The sequence below is a fragment of the Shewanella abyssi genome (genome assembly GCF_023284025.1).
Lineage (GTDB): Bacteria > Pseudomonadota > Gammaproteobacteria > Enterobacterales > Shewanellaceae > Shewanella > Shewanella abyssi.
In genome coordinates this window covers 16,965-39,100 of the sequence record NZ_JAKIKR010000042.1, presented here as the reverse complement: position 1 = coordinate 39,100, position 22,136 = coordinate 16,965, and the positions used below count along the sequence as shown (strand labels likewise).

Here is a 22,136-nt window from a genome sequence, read left to right as displayed (position 1 = left end):
CCTATGAATAAGCTAGAAGTGAACAACTTAAACCTATTTTACGGCGATAACCATGCGCTAAAAGATATCTCAATGGCAATACCATCACGCCAAGTAACCGCACTTATCGGTCCCTCTGGTTGTGGAAAATCAACACTGCTGCGCACGCTCAATCGCATGAATGATCTAGTCGCTGGGGTGAAGATTAATGGTGATGTGATGTTTGAGGGAAGCAACATCTACCAAGATGTCGATGTTAAGCAGCTAAGAATGCGTGTGGGGATGGTGTTCCAAAAGCCAAACCCGTTTCCAATGAGTATCTATGAGAACGTTGCTTTTGGACTTAAAGCCCAAGGCGTAAAGGATAAGCGGCTATTAGACGAAGCTGTAGAGGAAGCACTGCGCAGTGCGGCACTTTGGGATGAAGTGAAAGACAGACTGGACTCACCAGGCCAAGGCTTATCGGGTGGCCAACAACAAAGGCTTTGTATCGCCCGCACCATAGCCATGAAACCAGAAGTGATATTGATGGATGAACCCACCAGCGCACTGGATCCTATTGCGACTCATAAGATTGAAGAGCTTATGGATGAACTGCGTAAGAAGTTCACCATAGTGATAGTGACTCACTCGATGAATCAAGCCAAACGTATCTCAGATAAAACGGCTTTTTTCTGGATGGGCGAGTTAGTAGAGCATGGTGAAACAAGCCAAATATTTAATCACCCCGTCGATAAACGTACGCAAGGTTATGTCAGTGGAGAGTTTGGCTAACATCACACTTCCAATTTAAGCGCCCACTGTCTACGTGGGCCTATCACTTCCCCGCTTTACCCAGCCTAAATAGCCTAATTGCCAGTAGATAAAGATCTACTTAACGTGCTAAAAAGCTAACACTTGATAAATTAGACCGTTATTGTCAATAATGTCATTTAGCTTGTCGCCACAACCAACAAGCACTTCTTTTCAGCCAAAGTTGATATCAATAGAGTCAACACATTGTCTTTAGGGCGTATATGCAGGTCGAAATCTATAATAACAGATCACTTTGTTCAGAAACTAAGCACATATCTAAGGCGTTACTCATCTTGCTTTCTAAAGGTCTCCCTTTAGATGAGCTCCCTCAAGTCAAGGAATCAATATTGGCTGGCGACGAATTCGAATTTAAGAACTCTTATATTATTCGCCTACATAAGAAAACCTTAAAGCCATAGAAGCAATACAAAAGAGTAATCAACAAGCACTCTCCCCCCCCCTCTAACGGGCTAACTTTACGCGGCTAACTTGTTTAAATATTGTTAATAAGTTAGCTTCGAGTTATGGGTTAATCATATACTGGGGATACAACTTATATGGAAAGAATCAGAGAAGCTCAAGATCACTTAAAAAGTGAGTTCGAAATCTATAATAATGCCGCGGCTAAAAAGCTCCCTCCTCTTGATATTGATTGCCCGAAAGAGCTCGAAACCATGCTGGAGTTTGTCACTCGGCGAGAAACCTTAAAACAAGCTAAAAAGCTCAGCTCGCCACCCGCAGGAAAACTCAAAGCAGCAATCGCAGACACCTTGTTACTACTAGACAATTTCGATATAAAAATAGCAAAAGAGAAAGGCGCTGCCGAGAAATAGCTTTTATCCGCATTAAAAAAGCCAGTAGCGTGAGCAACTGGCTTTTATCATTTAAACTACACTCACTTAGTAGAACTTGTAACTCATAGTAACGAAGTATTCCATTCCTACAGCGTTGTACTTAGAAATGTCAGCAAACGGCCACCATTTCTCAGATTCATGTTGCGGTGGTTTTTCATCGAACAGATTTACCACTGAGGCAGTAATGCTAAGTTCATCCATAATTTGATAACTTGTATTTAGGTTAACGCGAGTCCAAGCATCGTAACGCTCGTTTTCATCTTCCGACCAGCGGACAGGCGAGCTTCCTAAACGATTGGCAAACAGTGAAATAGCTAAATCATCATTATACCAACCTAAGGTACCGGTGGTATGAGTTCTAAACTCAGTATTCCATTGGGCGTCACGAATATCCTCTAGCTCATCTTCAGGTAAATACTTTTCATTAGTCTCAAAAATATGGGTGTAATTGAGGTTGAAGAAAATAGAGCCGAATCGATCAAACTCATAAGTATAACTGGAAGATAAGTCCATCCCTTTTTGCTCACGCACACCGGTGTTGAATGGGCTTGTTACAATGGATTTGACTCCGCCACGCGCACCACCACGGGAAACTCGACTCAGCATCTCTTGGCACTTAGCTGAATTAGGGTCGATACTATTGCCATACTGGTCAAAACCTACTGTACATTCAGCTTCATATCGCAATACCGTACTCGCCCCGATAGTGCCGACCTTCTTCTCTAGGCTTATCTCATAATAGTCAGCAGTAACAGACCAATCATCGGTTATATCCGCCACTATGCCGATATTGAGACTGTCACCGGTTTCTTCCTCAAGCGACAGATCACCTTGGGAGTTCTGACGAATACTACCGGTACCATAATCATCACTGCAATCTCCCCAGCCTTGCCCAGATGTTAGTCCTTCATCTTGTACACAGGTTAGGTAGTCAGTACTTGAAACGAATGATGAACTTTCACCAGCGTACATGTAATGCATGTCGGGTGCTCTAAATGAAGTGGCGTATGAACCTCTGACTAACAGCTCATCAATAGGCCGCCAAGAGAGACCCGTTTGATAAGTAAAAGCGCCGCCAACGTCAGACTCATCATCATAGTAATCATAACGTCCAGCCAGCTTTGCTTCTAAATAACCAATACTACTGTCTGAATCAGCTAAAGGCACCGCTAACTCCAGCCCAACAGCATAACGGTCTCGGTCCCCCTCGCCAGTAATTCCACTCCAGCCAAAGATCTCCCCTTGAACCGTCTTCTCATCCGTATCAAATTTATAACCTTCTTTGGTGTATTCACCCACAAAAGCGAACTGCAAATCGCCTGCTGGCAGCTCAAACATGGTACCGACGAGATCAAATGCTAAGCTATATAGATAGGAATCACCTTCGCCAACAGATGTGTGCAGCGCGTCTTCGAACATATCAGGAGTTAATTGACCGAAAAAGTCGATGTTACTATTTGGTTCAAAATTATCATTCAGCTGTGAGGCATTGACTACAACCCAACGGTCGCCGTCCCATGGCTGATCCCAGTCAACGCCCTTTTCACCAAACATAAGACTAAGCATCTTCTGATCATCTAATCGCACAACAGAGTCTTTATAATCATATTGGCTGCCAGTGAATGTTACAGAGTAATCAAACTCATCAGCAATAACCCCTTCAATACCGACAATACCTATCAACACCGACTCATCAAACTCTTGGTTCGATGTCGGCACCTCAAAGTTTCTAAACTGACGATAGACATGGCGACTGCCTTGCCATGTGCTTGAATCATTAATGTCAGTTCGAACATCATAGTTAGCATCAAAACTATACCGGTAGATACCGGCATCGGCTGAAGATTGAGTGCCTATTAGCGTCGCAAATAAACGACCATCATCGAGCTCATAGTCTAGGTTCACAAATGCCGAAACATTGTCGCGCGCGTTTCTAATCGTGTAAGTGTCATACACGTTGTCACCACAGTAATAAGGATCAGGGTCAAAAGCGTCATCTTCACCTATCCAGCCTGGTTGCACGTCTTGGTAGCCAAGATTTTCACAGCGGCCAGATAGATCATTCAGCATCCATGACTTTGGTTGATAACGCGTCCAATAGGACATAACTTGTGGCAGGCCATGTCGACTGGCATCAGGCCCATCTGTAGGCTCATCAAACCAATCTCTATCATCACCATAAATAGGATCTCGCTGATCAACTTCAATGATGGCGGTATAGCTCAGCTTATCCAGTTGGCCACCCGTACTAAAGGTAAACTTCTTACTTTGGCCACCACCGTCTTTGGTGTCACCAAAACGCACCGTTGCCTGAGTGTAATCAATGTCATCTTTCAGTATCACATTGACGACACCAGCAACAGCATCAGAACCGTAAATAGCAGAAGCACCACCACTCAATATTTCAACACGTTTCACTGCTTCTGTAGGGATCATGGCTAAGTTAACAACATTCCCTCCCAAACCACCAGATGGCTTAGGTAGAACTGGAATACGTCGACCATTGATGAGTGTCAATGTATAGCCAGCACCAAAACCTCTCAGGTTTATCGCTTGAGCATTAGCATTAAAGTTATTAGAGTTTTCTTCGCCAATAAATTGTCCGGTATTTTGTGCTAGAGAGTTAAGAGCATCGAATACATTCGCATGACCTTGGGTAACAATATCATCCGCAGACAGCACCACGACAGGATCCACACCTTCCATATCTGTTCGACCAATTCTGGAACCCGTGACCTGAATCACCTCGATCTCTTCTTCAACAACATCGATACTATTGTCTTCTTGAGCGACTAAGGTGAAGGAAGTTCCCCCAACTGCGATTGCAATCCCTAAAGAAATTAAATTCATCTTCATCATCATATTACCTACTAAATTATTAGAATAAGACCATGTGACTCATAAGTTATTTACTGTGAACAGCCACCAAGTATATTGTATCCAGTGACGCGAGGCGTGCAACATAGTAAACATTCTTTTTACAAGTGAATTAATTAACAGACTATAAAAAGGATATTTCATTCAGACATTGGGTTAATAAACCAATATAAAAAAGATGAACCTAATAACTCGCTAAATTTAATTACTAATTCAGAATTAAAGGCTAACCTCTGATGTATCAATAGGTTTACGCGCAAAGGAGGGCCATTGTAAACTGTTGAAAAATATCAGTGAATAAGAAAAAACCTTGATATAAATCAAGACAAGCTAAATGTATACGTGAAAAATACTAATATAAACAAACGAAAAAAACTTATTTAAAAGAGTATTTTAGTTTTCACTCTTCCAGTTGATAATTTTTCTGAATAGATTTCACAGGAACTCTGAGAGGTATTTTAAAGGGGAACAAACACTTTTCCCTTTAAAATACGGTATGGGCCAAACGCCACGACCTTTCTTTCTGTAAATAATAATGCGGAGCTTGATAGAGGCAACATTGAGACTTATAGGCAGCTAAAATGTCTTAGGGGAAAAATGAGTCAGTGCTTTTCTACCAACTCCCCCTTAGACCGATAAAAGTGACAAACTTTAATGTCTACCAACACTTTTATCGATATATACGCTTTTACTTATTCTACCGTAACGGATTTAGCCAAGTTACGAGGTTGGTCTACATCAGTCCCTTTAATCAATGCCACATGGTATGACAACAGTTGTAGAGGAATAGTGTAGATAAGCGGTGCCATAAACTCATCACAATGAGGCACTGGGATCACCTTCATGGTGTCATCCGACTCAAACTCGGCATCTACATCCGCAAACACATACATTAAACCGCCACGAGCGCGTACTTCTTCGACGTTAGATTTAAGCTTTTCAAGTAGCTCATTGTTTGGGGCCACAACGATAACTGGCATATCAGCATCAATCAGTGCCAGTGGGCCATGCTTAAGCTCACCTGATGCATAGGCTTCGGCGTGAATATAAGAGATCTCTTTTAGCTTCAGCGCACCTTCCATCGCAATCGGGTATTGATCGCCGCGACCTAAAAAGAGTGCGTGGTGCTTATCGGCAAAGTCTTCAGCAAGTTCTGCGATGGCATCGTCTAAACCTAATGCTTGTTCGACTTTAGCTGGCATAGACAGCAAGCTCTGGGTAATATCCGCTTCCACCTGCTCAGACATACCATTATGGCGGCCTATCACGGTGGTTAACATTAATAAGCCCGCGAGTTGCACAGTAAATGCTTTAGTTGATGCAACACCTATTTCGACGCCCGCTTTCATCATGTAAGCCATATCTGACTCACGGACTAACGATGAGCCGGGCGCATTACAGATTGTCAGCGTTGCTTTGTAGCCCATCTCTTTCGCTAAACGCATTGCCGCTAATGTGTCAGCGGTTTCACCAGACTGTGAAATGGTCACTAATAAGCTATTCGGGAACAGATGCGACTTACGGTAACGGAACTCTGAAGCAATTTCGACGTTACAAGAAACACCCGCCCAACCCTCTAACCAATAACGCGCCGCCATACCCGCATGGTAACTAGTACCACAGGCGATGATCTGTACGTGTTTAATATCTTTTAAGAATTCAGCGGCATTTTCACCAAATGCTGCATCTAAAACTTTGCCGCCTGCAATACGTCCTTCGAGGGTATGCGCTATCGCTGTTGGCTGCTCATAGATCTCTTTTAGCATGTAGTGACGATACTCACCTTTATCACCGGCATCATGGGTGACTTCAGACTCTTTCATTTCACGCTCAACGGCATTGCCATCAACATCAAAGATGTTAACTTCACGACGAGTCACTTCAGCAACATCACCCTCTTCAAGGAAAGCAAAAGAACGAGTCACTGGAAGTAAAGCTAACTGATCGGAAGCAACAAAGTTTTCACCCAAGCCATAACCAATCACTAACGGGCTGCCACTACGGGCAACTATCATACGTTGGCTATCCCTACGGTCGATAACCACGGTACCGTAAGCACCTTCTAACTGTTTAACAGCTACTTGAACTGCTGCAAGTAAGCTGTCGTGAGTTTTAAGTTCATGATGAACCAAGTGACAAATGACTTCGGTATCGGTGTCTGATGCAAAGGTATAGCCTAAGCCTTTAAGCATCACCCGTAGCTTATTATGGTTTTCGATAATACCGTTATGTACCACGGCAATATCACCTTCTGACTGATGTGGATGCGCATTACGCTCATTGGGTTCACCGTGGGTAGCCCAACGAGTATGTGCAATACCAGTACCACCAAAAAGCGGTTGAGTTTCAAGTGCTGATGACAACTCCTGCACCTTACCAACACGGCGAGTACGGCTTAATTCACCATTATTAAGTACAGCAACACCTGCCGAGTCATAACCGCGGTATTCAAGTCGTCTTAATCCTTCAACTAGAATTTCTGCAACATCCCTTTGCGCTACTGCGCCTACTATTCCACACATATTGATTACCTAGACTCTCTAACTAAGAGTTAATTTGATATTAAAAATGAAGTTGATATTGCTATTAAATAACGACTATTCAGTTATTCGGTATACGGCGCAAGAATGACTCGCACGCCATGTTTTGAAATACTCTCAACCGCCTCGGTCGGTAACTTGTCATCAGAAACAAGCACACTAATATTACTCCAAGGCAGTTCTAAATTTGGAATGCGTCGACCTAGCTTTTCTGACTCAAGCATCACCACCACTTCGCGCGATACTTCGGCCATCACCTTACTCAGTCCCGTCAGCTCATTGAAGGTAGTCGTGCCACGCTCAAGATCGATACCATCGGCACCAATAAACAGTTGGTCAAAATTGTATGATCGTAAAACCTGCTCTGCTATTTGTCCTTGAAAGGATTCTGAGTGTGGATCCCAGGTACCGCCAGTCATCAACAGTGTTGGCTCACTCTCAAGCTCATGAATTGCATTCGCCAGCGCCAAGGAGTTAGTCATCACCAGTAAGCCACGCTTGGCATTAAGTTGGGCAACTATGCCTGATGTTGTACTGCCACTATCGATGATGATGCGGTTGTGATCGTTAATAAGCTCCGCTGCCGCCTTGGCGATAGCAAGCTTGTTAGGCGCTATTTTAGCGCTAAACTGCCGAGTCATTTCATCTGGTACCGCGACAGCGCCACCATATCGCCTCAGCAAGAGGCCACTCTTTTCTAGCGTGGCTAGATCTTTACGAATGGTCACTTCAGACGTTTCGAAACGTAAGGACAACTCTTCAACACTCACCTCGCCTTGCTCATTAAGCAGGCTAATAATGCTGTGACGTCGTTGTTGAGTGTTACGTTTATTCATAAATCACATCTAAGTTTCGTTTCGAAAGGTAGATTATAGCCAAACGAAACTTAAAAGCTAGTTTTGAAACTTACAAAACGGTTATTAGTCAAATTTTAGTCAAAAAAAAGCCCCTATCTTTCGATAGAGGCTATTCCCACTTATCTATTTAGAACTTAGCTTCTAACGCCAAGCTGAAGTGACGACCTTCACCAACGGTAACGTCAGTGTTAGTACCACCTGCTAGATAATCAACATCGAATAGGTTTTTCACGTTAACACGTACGCTAACATCGCTGCCCATTACATCCATTGTGTATGCCGCGCCCATATCGAAGCGGACATAACCATCTTTAGAGATGGTGTTGCTCGTATTAGCGAAACGTTCGCCGACATAGATAGCACCAAAGTTAAGTGCTAAGTCTTCAGTCATTTCGTAACGAGTCCACACGTTGGCCGACCATTCAGGTGCGTCAACGGGTGTCATGCCGTCTAAATTCTCTTTGTCACTGGCGCCCGTTTCATACTGAGCGTCTAAGTACATCATTGAGCCAGTCATAAACCAGTTCTCGCTAACCTGGCCTTGAGCACCCATTTCGAAACCTTTATGACGCTGCTCACCTTCTTGAGTGGTCATATAGATATTGCCATCAGCATCTGGCGTTGCTAACTCTTGCTGAACAGTAACGTTTGATACCGTGATATCAAATATTGCGCCTGTTAGTAGCAAGCTACCATCAAACAACTCCCACTTAGTGCCAATCTCATATTGCTCACCATACTCAGGGTCAAGGTTCATACCATTGCTAGCATCCTCATCATTATTAACGATACTTTGTGGAGTGAAGCTCTTAGAGTAGTTAACGTAGATGCTACCGTTTGCTGCAGGTGAATAAATCACACCTAACTTAGGTGAAACGGCGTAACTGTTGCCACCGTCGCCATCTTTCTTCTGTTCATCGTAACGAACGCCTGCAAGTACTTGCCACTCGTCAGTAATCGTCACGAGATCTTGGACATAGAAGCCATAATGCTTATAGCTGCTCTCGTATAAGGTTTCATCACGGTTGTAATCAAGATCAGGCTTAGGTAACGGTTGGCCAGGCATGACTAATTGATTCTTTGTACCAGATTCTTTTAACTGTCCATAGTAGTAATCAAGCATGTTTGCACCAATAAGTAGCTGGTGTTCAACATCACCTGTATATAAGTTACCAGTGAAATCGACATAACCTGTTTTATGCTGCCAATCATCATAACGATCGAATGGGCTAACATAGTAACCATCGCTAAATGGATCTTCTGAGCCACTGATCAGCGATGGAGATGAATCTAAACGTTGGCGGTTAAACTGCTGGTCGTTATAACCCGCCTTCACTTGCCACTCATCAGATAGGTGGTAAGTTAAATCTGCCCCCATATTAGAGATAGTATTATCGGTAAACGCCCAAGGCTGATCCCAAATAATATCGCTACCACCAATCAAGTCACCGCTACTGTCTAACCAACCACCACGATCAATACCCGTTTTATCTTGGGTATAATCGTATTTAAGAGAAAGTAACAAGTCGTCTGTGATATCAAACTCAAGGTTTAGATAGCCCAACCAACGGTCACGCTCTTGGTTTGAACCATCTTGCCCGTCCTCTGCAGAATAAGTACGCCAGTACTGAGTATCTTGCTTAACGAGTACAGTACGGTAACGGATAGTCTCTGATTCATTTAGGCTACCACCGGCATCTAATTGAAAGCGAGTTGAGCCGTGCTCATCGGTATCAAATCCAATATCTAACATCGTTTCAGCTGTTGGTTTCTTGGTCACCATGTTAATCAGTCCACCAGGGCCTGATTGACCATAAAGCATGCTTGAAGGGCCTTTCAGCACTTCAACTTGCTGTAGAGTCTCAATGGGTTGTACATAGTGAGACCACTGCTGTTGGCCATTAATCAAATAACCCGAACCTGATGACAGTTCAAAACCACGAATGCTAAAGACTTGACGGTTCCACTTCTCACTACCACCGGTGACACTAGAGTCATTTACCAACACTTCTGCAAGGTTCGTTGCCAACTGCTCATCGATGACAAAGTCAGGAATGACAGCTACAGATTGCGGCGTGTCTAGAATATCAATATCACCACGCATTGCGCCTGAAGATGAGCCAACCTTGTAGTCATTAAAGCTACGTCCAGTTACGCTAATACGCTCGATATTACGGTTAACGACAGCGTTAGATTCTGCTGCAACATCTTCAGCAAAAGCGGTTGATGGCGCTAAGGCAGCAACGACAACAAGACCAATACGAGAAAACTTAAAAGACGCCTGAAAAGACATAGCCAACCCCAAAAATGAAACCGAAATGCAATAATTGGCAGTAATATAAATGAGAATTGTTTTTATTTAAGTTTCTTTACACGCCTTTACACAGGTAAGTGACCCCCTTCAAACTGAGATCTAAACAGCAACATCAAGGGGTTGACGTAATAACAACTGAATCCATATGTAACGAGGTTAACCGGTAAAAAACAGCAGGACATTCTGAATATAACCGCCAAGAAAGGAGGTTTTTTGAGGGTGTTTATAAGCAAAAAGCGACCACATGGTCGCTTTTTTAGCTGCCGCTATTGAGTTACTTCTTCGGCTGTTTTACCGGTCTTGCCCACCCTGATATGTGACGCTGCTTAACACGAGTAATAACAAGTTCGTCAGCTGCTACATCTTTGGTGATGGTTGAACCAGCTCCTAACGTAGCGCCTTTGCCAATGGTAACGGGTGCAATCAGCTGCGTATCACTGCCAACAAATACGTTGTCTTCGATAACCGTTAAAAACTTATTTGCGCCATCATAATTACACGTAATCGTACCAGCGCCAATATTTACGCCACTGCCTATCTGTGCGTCACCAATGTAGGCCAAGTGGCCGGCTTTAGAACCTTTGCCTAATACCGCTTTTTTAATCTCAACGAAGTTACCGACGTGTGCATCTTCTTTAAGCTCTGCACCCGGGCGCAGTCGCGCAAAAGGACCTGCGCTGGCAGCAACACCAACTTTGGCATTATCAATAATCGAATAAGGTTTAATAACAGCGTTGTCACTAATCTCACAATCGATAAGAATAGCCCCGGCGCCAATAGTGACGTTATTGCCAATAGTCACTTTACCTTCGATAATGACATTAATATCGATCATTACATCCATACCAACGGTCACATCACCACGGATATCAATGCGGGCAGGGTCACGCAGGTTAGCACCTGCAAGCATCAGTTTTTCAGCAGCACGCACTTGGTAAGCACGCTCTAATTGCGCCAGTTGCACACGGTTGTTAGCGCCTTCAACTTCAACAGCAGACTCAGGCTGTGCCGTGGTAATCGCTACGCCCTCTTTATGTGCCATAGCCACTATGTCAGTTAGATAGTATTCACCTTGGGCATTGTCTGATGACAACTGACCTAACCAAGATTTAAGTTGTTTGCCTGGAGCCGCCATAATGCCAGTATTCACTTCAGTGATAGCTAACTGCTCAGCATTGGCATCTTTTTGCTCAACGATACCAACAACATTGCCCAGCTCTTGACCTTCGCTAGGAGTACGTACTATACGGCCATAACCCATTGGGTTAGGTAGGTTTACCGTAAGAATAGCCAAGCCGCCTTTTTCATGGGCAGTCAACAATGACTCTAGTGTAGAAGCTTGAATAAGGGGTACGTCACCGTAGAGAATAAGTACCGTGTCATCGTCGTTAATATGCTCATTAGCCTGTGCAACGGCATGCCCAGTTCCTAACTGCTCTGCTTGTAGTACCCAATTAAGTTGTTGTTCACCAAGCTTAGCTTGCAGCTTGTCGGCACCATAACCATAAACAAGTTGAATGGCATCGCTGCCCACTTGCTGCGCAGTATCGATAACGTGCTGAACCATGGTTTTATGGGCGATTGGGTGCAAAACTTTGGGGAGATCTGAGCGCATGCGGGTTCCCTTACCTGCGGCCAAAATCACTACGTTCAGTGCCATGTCTAAATCCTTGAGCTGATGCTTGTTTATAAAATTTTTGAACGCATATTTTAAGCTAAATGGGCGCTAAAAGCGACACTGCCTAAATCTAACAACGATGAAAGGATCACGGTTTTATCTGCCAGTAAGAGGGTGCTAGGTGCTAGCATCAAGCTAACAGCTCCCTTAATTGACGGGCTAAAGCCCGACCTACAAGAAAGTGAGCTTGCGAACGTTCCGTTACTCGTAGGCGAAGCCGTTCCTTTCTCTTCCCTAGGATCTTTCTTAGCTTTTCCTCGATCTTAGCTCTCCCCCTTAATTGACGGGCTAAAGCCCGACCTACAAGAAAGTGAGCTTGCGAACGTTCCGTTACCCGTAGGCGAAGCCGTTCCTTTCTCTTCCTCGGACCTTTCTTAGCTTTTCCTAGAATCTAGTCCCTGCCTTTCCGTCTTAGCTTTTACCTTTCTTCAGACATAAAAAAGGCGCCCACCTTGCGGAGAGCGCCTTTTTTCATCAAACAATAACCTATCTGGTAATGTTCTTCTTGATGGTCTCGACAACGCGAAGCTGAGCAATTGCTTGAGCTAGCTCAACCGCAGCGGCTGCATAGTTGAAGTCGGCGCCAGCATCCGCCATAGCGGTTTCTGCACGACGCTTCGCTTCTACAGCGGCTTTTTCGTCAATATCATCGGCACGCAGTACGACGTCAGCCAATACTGAAACTGAAAAAGGTTGAACTTCCAGGATACCACCTGAAAGATAAAACACTTCTTCTTTTCCATCTTGCTTGACGATGCGCGCCATGCCAGGCTTGATATGTGTAAGCAGAGGCGCGTGACCAGGCATAACGCCTAAGTCACCTTCTGAACCGGTTACTTGTAGGTGTGCTACAAGACCAGAAAAGATGCTACTTTCTGCACTTACAATATCAAGCTGTACTGTCATGGCTGCCATCCGTTCTCCTTAAACTAGCACTCTACACTGACACTTTCACATCAGTGCAGAATCCTGAGTTATTTTTTGTTAGCTTTCTCAACGGCTTCGTCGATTGAACCAACCATGTAGAACGCTTGCTCTGGAAGGTGATCGAACTCACCGCCTAGAATACCCTTAAAGCCACGAATAGTTTCTTTAAGAGGAACGTACTTACCTGGAGAACCGGTGAATACTTCAGCTACGAAGAAAGGCTGTGAAAGATATTTTTCAATCTTACGAGCACGGAATACAGTTGTCTTATCTTCATCAGATAATTCATCCATACCTAGGATCGCAATAATATCTTTCAGCTCTTTATAACGCTGAAGTACGGTTTGAACACCGTTAGCAACATCGTAATGCTCTTGACCAACAACCAATGGATCTAACTGACGTGAAGTCGAGTCCAATGGGTCAACCGCTGGGTAAATACCCATAGAAGCAATGTTACGTGACAATACAACAGTCGCATCTAAGTGAGCGAAGGTTGTTGCTGGTGACGGATCCGTTAAATCATCCGCAGGTACGTAAACGGCTTGAACAGAGGTAATAGACCCTGTCTTAGTCGATGTAATACGCTCCTGAAGTACACCCATCTCTTCAGCCAATGTTGGCTGGTAACCTACTGCTGATGGCATACGGCCTAGCAGTGCAGATACTTCAGTACCTGCTAAGGTGTAACGATAGATGTTATCAACGAAGAAAAGAACATCTTTTCCTTCGTCACGGAATCTCTCAGCCATAGTAAGACCGGTAAGTGCCACACGTAGACGGTTACCTGGAGGCTCGTTCATCTGACCATAAACCATGGCCACTTTGTCGAGAACACCAGAATCTTTCATCTCGTAGTAGAAATCGTTACCCTCACGAGTACGCTCACCTACACCAGCAAATACAGATAAACCTGAGTGTGCTTTAGCGATGTTGTTAATAAGTTCCATCATGTTGACGGTCTTACCAACACCAGCACCACCAAACAGACCTACTTTACCACCTTTAGCGAACGGACAAACAAGGTCAATAACCTTGATACCAGTCTCTAAAAGCTCAGTAGAGTTTGATTGATCTTCGTATGAAGGAGCTTCACGGTGGATCACATAGCGATCTTCTTCACCGATTTCACCACATTCATCAATAGGTTGACCTAATACATTCATGATACGGCCAAGGGTTTTTTCCCCTACCGGAACAGAAATTGGTGAACCAGAGTTTACAACCTCAAGACCACGACGCAGACCATCTGAAGAACCCATAGCGATGGTACGAACTACACCACCACCTAGTTGCTGCTGAACTTCCAGCACCAAGCCTTCACTTTCGATCTTTAGAGCGTCATATATCTGAGGTACGGCATCATGTGGAAACTCAACGTCCACAACCGCGCCAATGACTTGGACAACAGTACCTGTGCTCATTATAAATCCTCTAAAACTTGTATTCGTTACCTAGCCTAAACGGCTGCAGCGCCTGCAACAATTTCCGACAGCTCTTGCGTAATCGCAGCCTGTCGAGCCTTGTTATAAACTAACTGCAAGTCACTAATAAGATCACCAGCGTTGTCGGTTGCAGACTTCATAGCAACCATACGGGCTGCTTGTTCGGACGCAATATTCTCGACGACACCTTGGTAAACTTGCGACTCCACATAACGCACCAATAAAGTATCCAAAAGTTCTTTTGGATCTGGCTCGTATAGGTAGTCCCAATGATGAGAAATCTCATCCTCTTTAGACTTTGGCAAAGGTAGCAGCTGCTCGATCACTGGTGTTTGAGACATAGTATTAACAAATTTGTTAAACACTACATATAAACGATCCAGCTTGCCTTCGTTGTATGCTTCTAGCATCACACGTACTGTTCCGATCAAGTCAGATAACGACGGAGCGTCACCTAAACCAGATGCATGGGCAGATACTGTGCCGCCAAAATTAGCGAAGAATTGTACGCTACGAGCGCCGATTGGGCAGAATTCGACTTCTACATCAGCTGCACGTTGCTTCTTCACGTCTGCGACAACCTTTTTGAAAAGGTTAACGTTCAGACCACCACAAAGACCACGGTCGGTTGACACTACAATGTAACCAACACGCTTAGCCTCTCTCACCTCTAAATAGGGGTGTTTATACTCGAGAGAACCTTGCGCCACGTGACCGATCACCTTACGCATATTTTCTGCATATGGACGACTCGCTGCCATGCGTTCCTGCGCTCTGCGCATTTTGCTGGCTGCAACCATCTCCATAGCAGATGTGATCTTCTGAGTGTTTTGAACACTCGCGATCTTGGTTTTAATCTCTTTAGCGTTGGCCATCTTAACTCTCCAATCTGGACCTGAGGTGCCTTACGACACCTCTTTCGATTACCAGGTTTGGGTTTCGACGAACTTATCGAGGCCGGCCTTCAACTCACCTTCGATATCGGCATTATACTTGCCAGTCTCGTTGATGGTCTTCATAAGGTCAGCATGCTCGCTGTTCATGAAAGAGAGCAAAGACGCTTCGAAATCACCAATCTTATTAAGTGCAACGCTCTTTAGGTAACCTTTTTCAGCTGAGAAAATAGACACAGACTGATCAGCTACGCTCATAGGGGCGTATTGCTTTTGCTTCATAAGTTCGGTAACACGCTCACCATGCTCAAGTTGAGCACGTGTTGCATCATCTAAATCAGATGCAAACTGTGAGAACGCTGCAAGCTCTCGATACTGTGCAAGTGCGCTACGAATACCGCCTGACAGTTTCTTGATGATCTTCGTCTGAGCCGCACCACCAACACGAGAAACCGAAATACCAGGGTTAACAGCAGGACGTAGTCCTGAGTTAAATAGGTCAGTTTCAAGGAAGATTTGACCATCGGTAATCGAAATTACGTTGGTCGGTACGAATGCAGATACGTCACCCGCTTGAGTTTCAATAATCGGCAATGCTGTCAAAGAACCAGTTTGGCCTTTCACTTCGCCTTTAGTGAACTTCTCAACATACTCGGCGTTAACACGTGAAGCACGTTCTAACAAACGAGAGTGAAGATAGAATACATCACCTGGGTATGCTTCACGTCCTGGTGGACGCTTAAGTAGCAATGAGATCTGACGGTAAGCAACTGCTTGCTTAGAAAGATCATCATAGACAATCAGTGCATCTTCACCGCGGTCGCGGAAATACTCACCCATTGAACAACCAGAGTATGGAGCCAAATATTGCAGAGCTGCAGCTTCAGAAGCTGTCGCAACAACAACAATGGTGTTCGCCAAAGCGCCATGTTCTTCTAGCTTGCGTACCACGTTAGCAATGGTAGAAGCCTTTTGGCCTACTGCTACGTATACACACTTAATGCCAGTATCTTTTTGATTGATAATTGAATCGATCGCTAGAGCGGTTTTACCGATCTGACGGTCACCAATAATCAATTCACGTTGTCCACGACCGATTGGGATCATAGAGTCAACGGCTTTATAACCAGTTTGCACTGGTTGATCTACTGACTGACGTTCAATTACACCTGGTGCGATGACTTCAACAGGAGAGAAACCATCATGATCGATAGGTCCTTTTCCGTCGATTGGCTCACCCAATGTGTTGACTACGCGACCTAAAAGACCACGGCCAACTGGGACTTCCAAAATACGACCAGTTGTTTTTACTTTATCGCCTTCTGCCAACGTGGCATAAGGACCCATTACTACGGCACCGACAGAATCGCGTTCTAAGTTCAACGCGATTGCGAAACGGTTACCAGGCAGCTCGATCATTTCACCTTGCATCACATCGGCTAGGCCGTGGATGCGGATGATGCCGTCACTTACTGCAACGATTGTACCTTCGTTGCGAGCTTCACTAACGACTTCGAACTGCTCGATCCGCTGTTTAATCAGATCGCTGATTTCAGTGGAATTCAGTTGCATGCTCAAACTCCCAATTACGACTGCAGCGTATCAGACAGACGCGAAATTTTTCCGCGGACCGAGCCATCAATGACTAGATCTCCTGCCTTGATAATTACACCAGCAATAAGGCTGGCATCTATGCTGCAATTCAGCTTAACTTTGCGTGCTAGACGTTTCTCTAAAGAAGCGCTCATTTCCTGTTGTTGCTCAGAGGTCAGCTCGATTGCTGAAACGACAAACGCTTCAACTTCCTTCGCATGCTCATGTTGCATTTCAACAAATAGTTGAACAACAGCTGGTAGCACTACTAAACGACCGTTTTCAGCCATTACCTTTAACAGATTTTGAACTTGCTCATTGACCTGCTCACCACAAACTCCAATAAAGAGTTCTGCAAGCTGGCTACTGGCTAAAGAGCCAGACAGTAGCGGCCTCATTGATTCGTTTTCACTAACCAATGCGGCGAAGTTAAGCATTTCTACCCAACTTTCTACTGCGTTTTGTTCAAGAGCAAAGTCAAACGCTGCCTTTGCGTAAGGACGAGCGATGGTGGTTATTTCTGCCATAACTCAAACTCCTTATTTAAAGTTCAGCAACTAGTTTATTAACTATGTCACTGTGGGCGGCTTCATCAATCGAACGTTCAAGAATCTTCTCTGCACCAAGAATGGCAAGAGTAGCAACTTGCTTACGCAAGTCTTCTTTTACGCGATTACGTTCAGCTTCAATTTCTGCTTGACCTTGAGCGATAATTTTAGCGCGCTCAATGTCAGCTTCGGCTTTAGCTTCATCAACGATTTGAGCTTTACGTTTATTCGCAGACTCAATAATTTCGTTAGCTGTCGCTTTTGCATCTTTTAGTTGGTCAGTGGCTTTCGCCTGTGCCAACTCAAGGTCTTTCACGGCACGGTCAGCATCGGCTAGACCGTCGGCAATCCTTTTTTGACGCTCTTCGATGGCATTCATCAAAGGGGGCCAAACAAACTTCATGCAAAACCACACGAAGAGTAAAAAGGCAACCGTCTGACCGAGTAGGGTAGCGTTGATATTCACAACAGCCTCCTATTAAGTTTAAAGACAGAAGCGTTTATTAAAGCATTGCACCAAGAGGGTTAGTAAATAGCATAAATAATGCAATACCAACACCGATCATAGTAACGGCGTCCAAAAGACCCGCAACGATGAACATTTTAACTTGTAGCATAGGAGCCATTTCTGGTTGACGCGCAGCGCCTTCCAAGAACTTACCACCTAGTAGGCCGAAACCGATAGCAGTACCTAACGCACCCATACCAATCAACAGAGCAACAGCAATAGCTGTCATGCCTAATACAGTTTCCATCTCTATCTCCAATATTCTAAATCGTTGTTATTAATGATTTAGTTTAAAAATTTCTACAGCAGTCCTTAATGATCTTCATGGGCCATGCTTAAGTAAACAATGGTCAACATCATGAAGATAAACGCTTGTAAAGTGATAACCATAATATGGAAGATTAACCAACCTAGTTGTAGTGTTACACCTAGAGTAGATAACGCCCAGTTAGCACCGTACATCAACGCAATAAGGATGAAAATCAACTCACCCGCATACAAGTTACCAAACAAACGCAGTGCCAATGAAATTGGCTTAGCGATCAAAGTAACTGTTTCTAGCAGGAAGTTGACGGGTATCATTGCCCAATGGTTAAAAGGCTGCATGGTCAGTTCTTTAACAAAACCTGAAATGCCTTTAACTTTAATGCTGTAGTAAATAATCAGCACAAACACACCTAAAGCCATACTAAAGGTTATGTTTAAGTCAGTCGTTGGTACAACTTTCATGTAAGGGATACCAGCAGCAGCTGCTAGTGAAGGGATCCAGTCAACTGGAACCATATCCATGAAGTTCATCATGAATACCCAAACAAAAATCGTTAATGCCAACGGAGCAATAACAGGATTGCGGCCATGGAAGGTTTCCTTAACGCTACTGTCAACGAACTCAACTACCATCTCGATAAAGCACTGAAGCTTACCGGGAACACCTGTAGTTGCTTTCTTGCCAACGCTACGGAATAGCCACAAGAACAAAACACCAAGCCCAACCGAAAAGAACAACGAATCAATGTGCCATGTCCAGAAATTGCCTTCACACAATTTTGAGTTTAATGCTAAACCTTCATCGGTAACACAAACCTGTAAATTGGTAAGGTGGTGCTGGATATAGCCCTGCGGTGTTAACGCTTCACCAGTTGCAGCCATGATTCATCCCACTTAACTTTGCTTGAAATATAAAGGAGCTGTCCAATGCATTACTAACGCCAGGGTGTAACAAACAAAAAGAGGCATAAAGCCAATTTCAATATTGATAAACACAAACGAAAACATTGCTATGGTTAACAGCATCTTTACCGCTTCCCCCCAGAAAAAAGTCTTAACAACTTTAGCTGCAGAGCTTGCTCCCGCATGGGAAAAAGCGAGGGTTGCGAATACAAAATTAGGGAGTACAGCAATAGCACCACCTGCTAATGCAGATATACCATACTGAGCTCCCCACATGGCGAAAAAGAAAACTGACACACTCCCAGCCACCGCCGCCTGTATCAAAACCAATTTATAGGCTGACCAACGGCCACGACGTGCTAAAACCTTGCTCAATTTATCTTCTCCGCATTATCACTTCCTGTTTCGATGACCGGACTAGTTATATCCGTATAAACCCGAGGTACAAAAAGCTTGCGAAAGTATACCGTTTCAGTGTTTCAAAGCAAGTTTAACAACTAGAAAAAGGAGACTTTTAGCGTGATCTAGGCCAAAAGTCTAAAAGAGCAAGATTAACAGATGTCACAAAGTTACATAATATAGTGCTAACTTTGGTTTTTTAGCGGATTTTGCTGATAATACCTTCTAATTCAGCCAAATTTTGATAGTTAATTACCATTTTCCCTTTACCTTTCTTATTGTGGGTAAGAGAAACCTTGGCACCTAACCTTTCAATTAATTGACTCTCTAGACGGGCTACATCGTGATCTTTAGCTGGTTTTTCGACGATTTCAGTTTGATTTAAGGTTTTATTCACTAATCGTTCAGTTTCGCGAACAGTCAATTCTTTAAAAACGACTAATCGAGCCAGATTTATCTGCTCGTCACCTTCAATAGCAAGCAAAGCACGACCATGACCCATATCAATATCGCCATACTCAAGCATACGTTTAACATGCTCATTGAGACCGTTTAAACGCAGTAAATTAGATACCGTTGCACGTGACTTACCTATCGCATCAGCAACTTGTTGATGGGTAAGCTCAAACTCTTCAATCAAACGATTTAATGCAATCGCTTCTTCCATCGCATTCAAGTCTTCACGCTGAATGTTTTCAATCAAGGCTATCGCCACTGCAGCTTCGTCAGCGACCTGTTTAACAATACAAGGTATCTTTGCCAGCCCAGCAAGCTGTGATGCGCGCCAGCGACGTTCACCGGCAATAATTTCAAAGTTTTCAGCAGAGACTTTGCGAACAACAATAGGTTGGATAATCCCTTGAGCACGAATTGATTCAGCTAACTCTTCAAGTGCTTCGGTCGACATGTCTTTTCGAGGCTGATACTTGCCTGGTTGAAGCCTATCGATAGCCAAAGTAATCAGATCATTGCTCTTGATATCTTGCTCAACTTCGTCAGCTTTAGGTTCAAGTCGTTTACTGGCCGCATGGCTAGTACTCAATAGGGCGTCAAGCCCCTTGCCTAAGCCTCTTTTCTTCAATGTCATGTTGCTTCCTTAATCCTGCTCAGCCAGTTCTAATTGCTCTGCTCGGCGAATGATTTCACCCGCCAATGCGAGGTAGGCTTTTGCTCCCGCGCTCGATTTGTCGTAATACATTGCAGGGGCACCAAAACTCGGGGCTTCAGCAAGACGAACATTCCTTGGGATCACAGTGCGATAAACTTTATCGCCAAAATGTTGCTTTAGTTGATCAGACACATCGTTAGACAAACGGTTACGAGGATCGTACATCGTCCGTAAGATCCCTTCAATATACAGGCCTGAGTTAACCATAGAGCCTAATTTCGTGATGGTATCCATCAATGCCGTTAAGCCCTCTAATGCATAATACTCACACTGCATAGGGACCAATATTGAATCGGCCGCAGACATGGCATTAACGGTTAGCATATTGAGCGAAGGCGGGCAGTCGATAAAGATGTAATCGTAATCATCTTTAATCGGCGCGATTGCATTACGCAGGCGAACTTCTCTGGCGAAAAACTCCATCAGCTTAATTTCAGCCGCGGTTACGTCGCCATTACCGGCAATAAGATCATACTTTCCGCTAGTGTTTCGGCAAACAACGTCTTCGAATGGCTTCTCTTCAACCAAGAGTTCATAGGCGGTGTTTTCGACACTATATTTGTCGATGCCACTGCCCATGGTGGCGTTACCTTGCGGATCGAGATCGATCAGCAGTACACGACGTTTGGTAGCAGCTAAAGAAGCCGCTAAATTAACACAAGTCGTTGTTTTTCCGACACCACCTTTCTGGTTGGCTACGGCAATCACTTTACCCACAATATCACCCTGTAAGTCACTTTTATTGTATTGCGGCCCTCTCTCATTGGCTGTCTTAAAAAATGAGGGGGAATATTTTACCAAACTGCTTGAAGCGCTGAAAGATTGCAACCGTTCAGTACGCTTTATATGCAATGGTTCAAAAATCAGCCGTTAAAGACCCACTAAATCACCACAACAAGCGAGTGTATTTCCAATTTAGAAATACACCTCAAATTAACTTTGCTTAACCACGCGCAGTAAGTGCCGCTGTTCATCCAGCTTAGGCACTACAAGTTCAATAGTGTCGGTCAGCACATATCCAGCTGGCATGTTTGCCAACTCATCTGCGTTTAGCTGGCCTTTCAACGCATAAAAACAGCCGTCAGCCTTGGGTAAATGGTGGCACCACTGCAACATGTCTTGAATAGACGCAAATGCGCGGCTCAATACACCATCAAACAGCTCTTCTGGTTGATACGCTTCAACACGGCTTTCAATTGATGAGATGTTATTTATCCCAAGATCAAATTGAACCTGCTTTTGAAAACGAATGCGTTTACCTAAACTGTCGAGTAAGACAAACTCTTTATCAGGATTTAAGATCGCTAACGGGATCCCCGGTAAACCAGGTCCGGTGCCAACATCAATAAAACGCGATCCTTTAAGGTGTGGTGACACCACCAAACTGTCCATGATGTGTCGAATGAGCATCTGCTCTGGATCACGTACAGAAGTCAGGTTAAATGCCTTATTCCACTTATTGAGCATGCCAACAAAGTCAACAAGTTGCTTTTTTTGCTGGTCGCTAGCCTCTAGGCCGACTTCAGCCATGTATTCATTTAACTGGGCAAATAACACTGGTTGTGTCCTCGAAACAAAGTAAATCAGATAT

19 protein-coding genes are annotated in these 22,136 nt (G+C 44.2%); 2 read left to right on the top strand and 17 right to left on the bottom strand.

Annotated features, from left to right (window positions below; translation table 11 throughout):
- Nucleotides 1-3 precede the first annotated feature (3 nt).
- Nucleotides 4-753, top strand: a complete 750-nt coding sequence (pstB, locus tag L2755_RS16365) for a phosphate ABC transporter ATP-binding protein PstB (RefSeq protein WP_248981748.1) — start codon at nucleotides 4-6, stop codon at nucleotides 751-753.
- A 578-nt stretch (nucleotides 754-1,331) separates the two neighbouring features.
- A complete protein-coding gene (locus tag L2755_RS16360) occupies nucleotides 1,332-1,607 on the top strand; it encodes a hypothetical protein (RefSeq protein ID WP_248981747.1) in 276 nt (91 codons plus the stop codon).
- Nucleotides 1,608-1,673: 66 nt separating this feature from the next.
- Here the strand turns inward: L2755_RS16360 and L2755_RS16355 are convergent, their stop codons facing one another.
- The 17 genes from L2755_RS16355 to rsmG form a co-directional block, all read right to left on the bottom strand.
- Nucleotides 1,674-4,478: a TonB-dependent receptor plug domain-containing protein gene (locus tag L2755_RS16355; RefSeq protein WP_248981746.1), complete on the bottom strand. Its 2,805-nt coding sequence runs from the start codon at nucleotides 4,476-4,478 to the stop codon at nucleotides 1,674-1,676.
- A 719-nt stretch (nucleotides 4,479-5,197) separates the two neighbouring features.
- Nucleotides 5,198-7,027 (bottom strand): glutamine--fructose-6-phosphate transaminase (isomerizing), encoded by a 1,830-nt coding sequence (glmS, locus tag L2755_RS16350; protein ID WP_248981745.1) that lies wholly within the window; start codon nucleotides 7,025-7,027, stop codon nucleotides 5,198-5,200.
- Nucleotides 7,028-7,110: 83 nt separating this feature from the next.
- The gene (locus L2755_RS16345; protein ID WP_248981744.1) at nucleotides 7,111-7,881 is read right to left on the bottom strand and encodes a DeoR/GlpR family DNA-binding transcription regulator; all 771 of its coding nucleotides are present in this window, start codon (nucleotides 7,879-7,881) and stop codon (nucleotides 7,111-7,113) included.
- Between the two features lie 148 nt (nucleotides 7,882-8,029).
- Entirely contained in the window at nucleotides 8,030-10,195 is a 2,166-nt protein-coding gene (locus L2755_RS16340; RefSeq protein WP_248981743.1) for a TonB-dependent siderophore receptor, read from the bottom strand.
- 295 nt (nucleotides 10,196-10,490) lie between these two features.
- Nucleotides 10,491-11,876, bottom strand: a complete 1,386-nt coding sequence (gene glmU, locus L2755_RS16335) for a bifunctional UDP-N-acetylglucosamine diphosphorylase/glucosamine-1-phosphate N-acetyltransferase GlmU (protein WP_248981742.1) — start codon at nucleotides 11,874-11,876, stop codon at nucleotides 10,491-10,493.
- A gap of 504 nt (nucleotides 11,877-12,380) precedes the next feature.
- Nucleotides 12,381-12,809 (bottom strand): F0F1 ATP synthase subunit epsilon, encoded by a 429-nt coding sequence (locus L2755_RS16330; RefSeq protein WP_248981741.1) that lies wholly within the window; start codon nucleotides 12,807-12,809, stop codon nucleotides 12,381-12,383.
- Nucleotides 12,810-12,868: 59 nt separating this feature from the next.
- Nucleotides 12,869-14,245, bottom strand: a complete 1,377-nt coding sequence (atpD, locus tag L2755_RS16325; RefSeq protein WP_248981740.1) for a F0F1 ATP synthase subunit beta — start codon at nucleotides 14,243-14,245, stop codon at nucleotides 12,869-12,871.
- Between the two features lie 35 nt (nucleotides 14,246-14,280).
- Complete coding sequence (gene atpG, locus L2755_RS16320; RefSeq protein ID WP_248981739.1) at nucleotides 14,281-15,141, bottom strand: F0F1 ATP synthase subunit gamma; 861 nt, start codon at nucleotides 15,139-15,141, stop codon at nucleotides 14,281-14,283.
- Nucleotides 15,142-15,189: 48 nt separating this feature from the next.
- Entirely contained in the window at nucleotides 15,190-16,731 is a 1,542-nt protein-coding gene (gene atpA / locus L2755_RS16315; RefSeq protein ID WP_248981738.1) for a F0F1 ATP synthase subunit alpha, read from the bottom strand.
- A 14-nt stretch (nucleotides 16,732-16,745) separates the two neighbouring features.
- Nucleotides 16,746-17,279 carry a F0F1 ATP synthase subunit delta gene (atpH, locus tag L2755_RS16310; protein WP_248981737.1) on the bottom strand — a complete coding sequence of 178 codons (534 nt, stop codon included), beginning with the start codon at nucleotides 17,277-17,279 and terminating at the stop codon, nucleotides 16,746-16,748.
- A gap of 16 nt (nucleotides 17,280-17,295) precedes the next feature.
- The gene (gene atpF, locus L2755_RS16305) at nucleotides 17,296-17,766 is read right to left on the bottom strand and encodes a F0F1 ATP synthase subunit B (RefSeq protein ID WP_248981736.1); all 471 of its coding nucleotides are present in this window, start codon (nucleotides 17,764-17,766) and stop codon (nucleotides 17,296-17,298) included.
- Between the two features lie 37 nt (nucleotides 17,767-17,803).
- Nucleotides 17,804-18,055: a F0F1 ATP synthase subunit C gene (gene atpE / locus L2755_RS16300; protein ID WP_011639455.1), complete on the bottom strand. Its 252-nt coding sequence runs from the start codon at nucleotides 18,053-18,055 to the stop codon at nucleotides 17,804-17,806.
- 65 nt (nucleotides 18,056-18,120) lie between these two features.
- The gene (gene atpB / locus L2755_RS16295) at nucleotides 18,121-18,957 is read right to left on the bottom strand and encodes a F0F1 ATP synthase subunit A (protein WP_248981735.1); all 837 of its coding nucleotides are present in this window, start codon (nucleotides 18,955-18,957) and stop codon (nucleotides 18,121-18,123) included.
- Nucleotides 18,958-18,969: 12 nt separating this feature from the next.
- Complete coding sequence (locus L2755_RS16290) at nucleotides 18,970-19,353, bottom strand: ATP synthase subunit I (RefSeq protein ID WP_248981734.1); 384 nt, start codon at nucleotides 19,351-19,353, stop codon at nucleotides 18,970-18,972.
- A gap of 223 nt (nucleotides 19,354-19,576) precedes the next feature.
- Nucleotides 19,577-20,464, bottom strand: coding sequence for a ParB/RepB/Spo0J family partition protein (locus tag L2755_RS16285; protein ID WP_248981733.1), 888 nt, complete (start codon nucleotides 20,462-20,464; stop codon nucleotides 19,577-19,579).
- Between the two features lie 9 nt (nucleotides 20,465-20,473).
- On the bottom strand, nucleotides 20,474-21,262 hold the full coding sequence (locus L2755_RS16280) for a ParA family protein (RefSeq protein ID WP_248981732.1): 789 nt from the start codon (nucleotides 21,260-21,262) through the stop codon (nucleotides 20,474-20,476).
- Nucleotides 21,263-21,478: 216 nt separating this feature from the next.
- Nucleotides 21,479-22,102, bottom strand: a complete 624-nt coding sequence (rsmG, locus tag L2755_RS16275; RefSeq protein ID WP_248981731.1) for a 16S rRNA (guanine(527)-N(7))-methyltransferase RsmG — start codon at nucleotides 22,100-22,102, stop codon at nucleotides 21,479-21,481.
- Nucleotides 22,103-22,136: the final 34 nt, after the last annotated feature.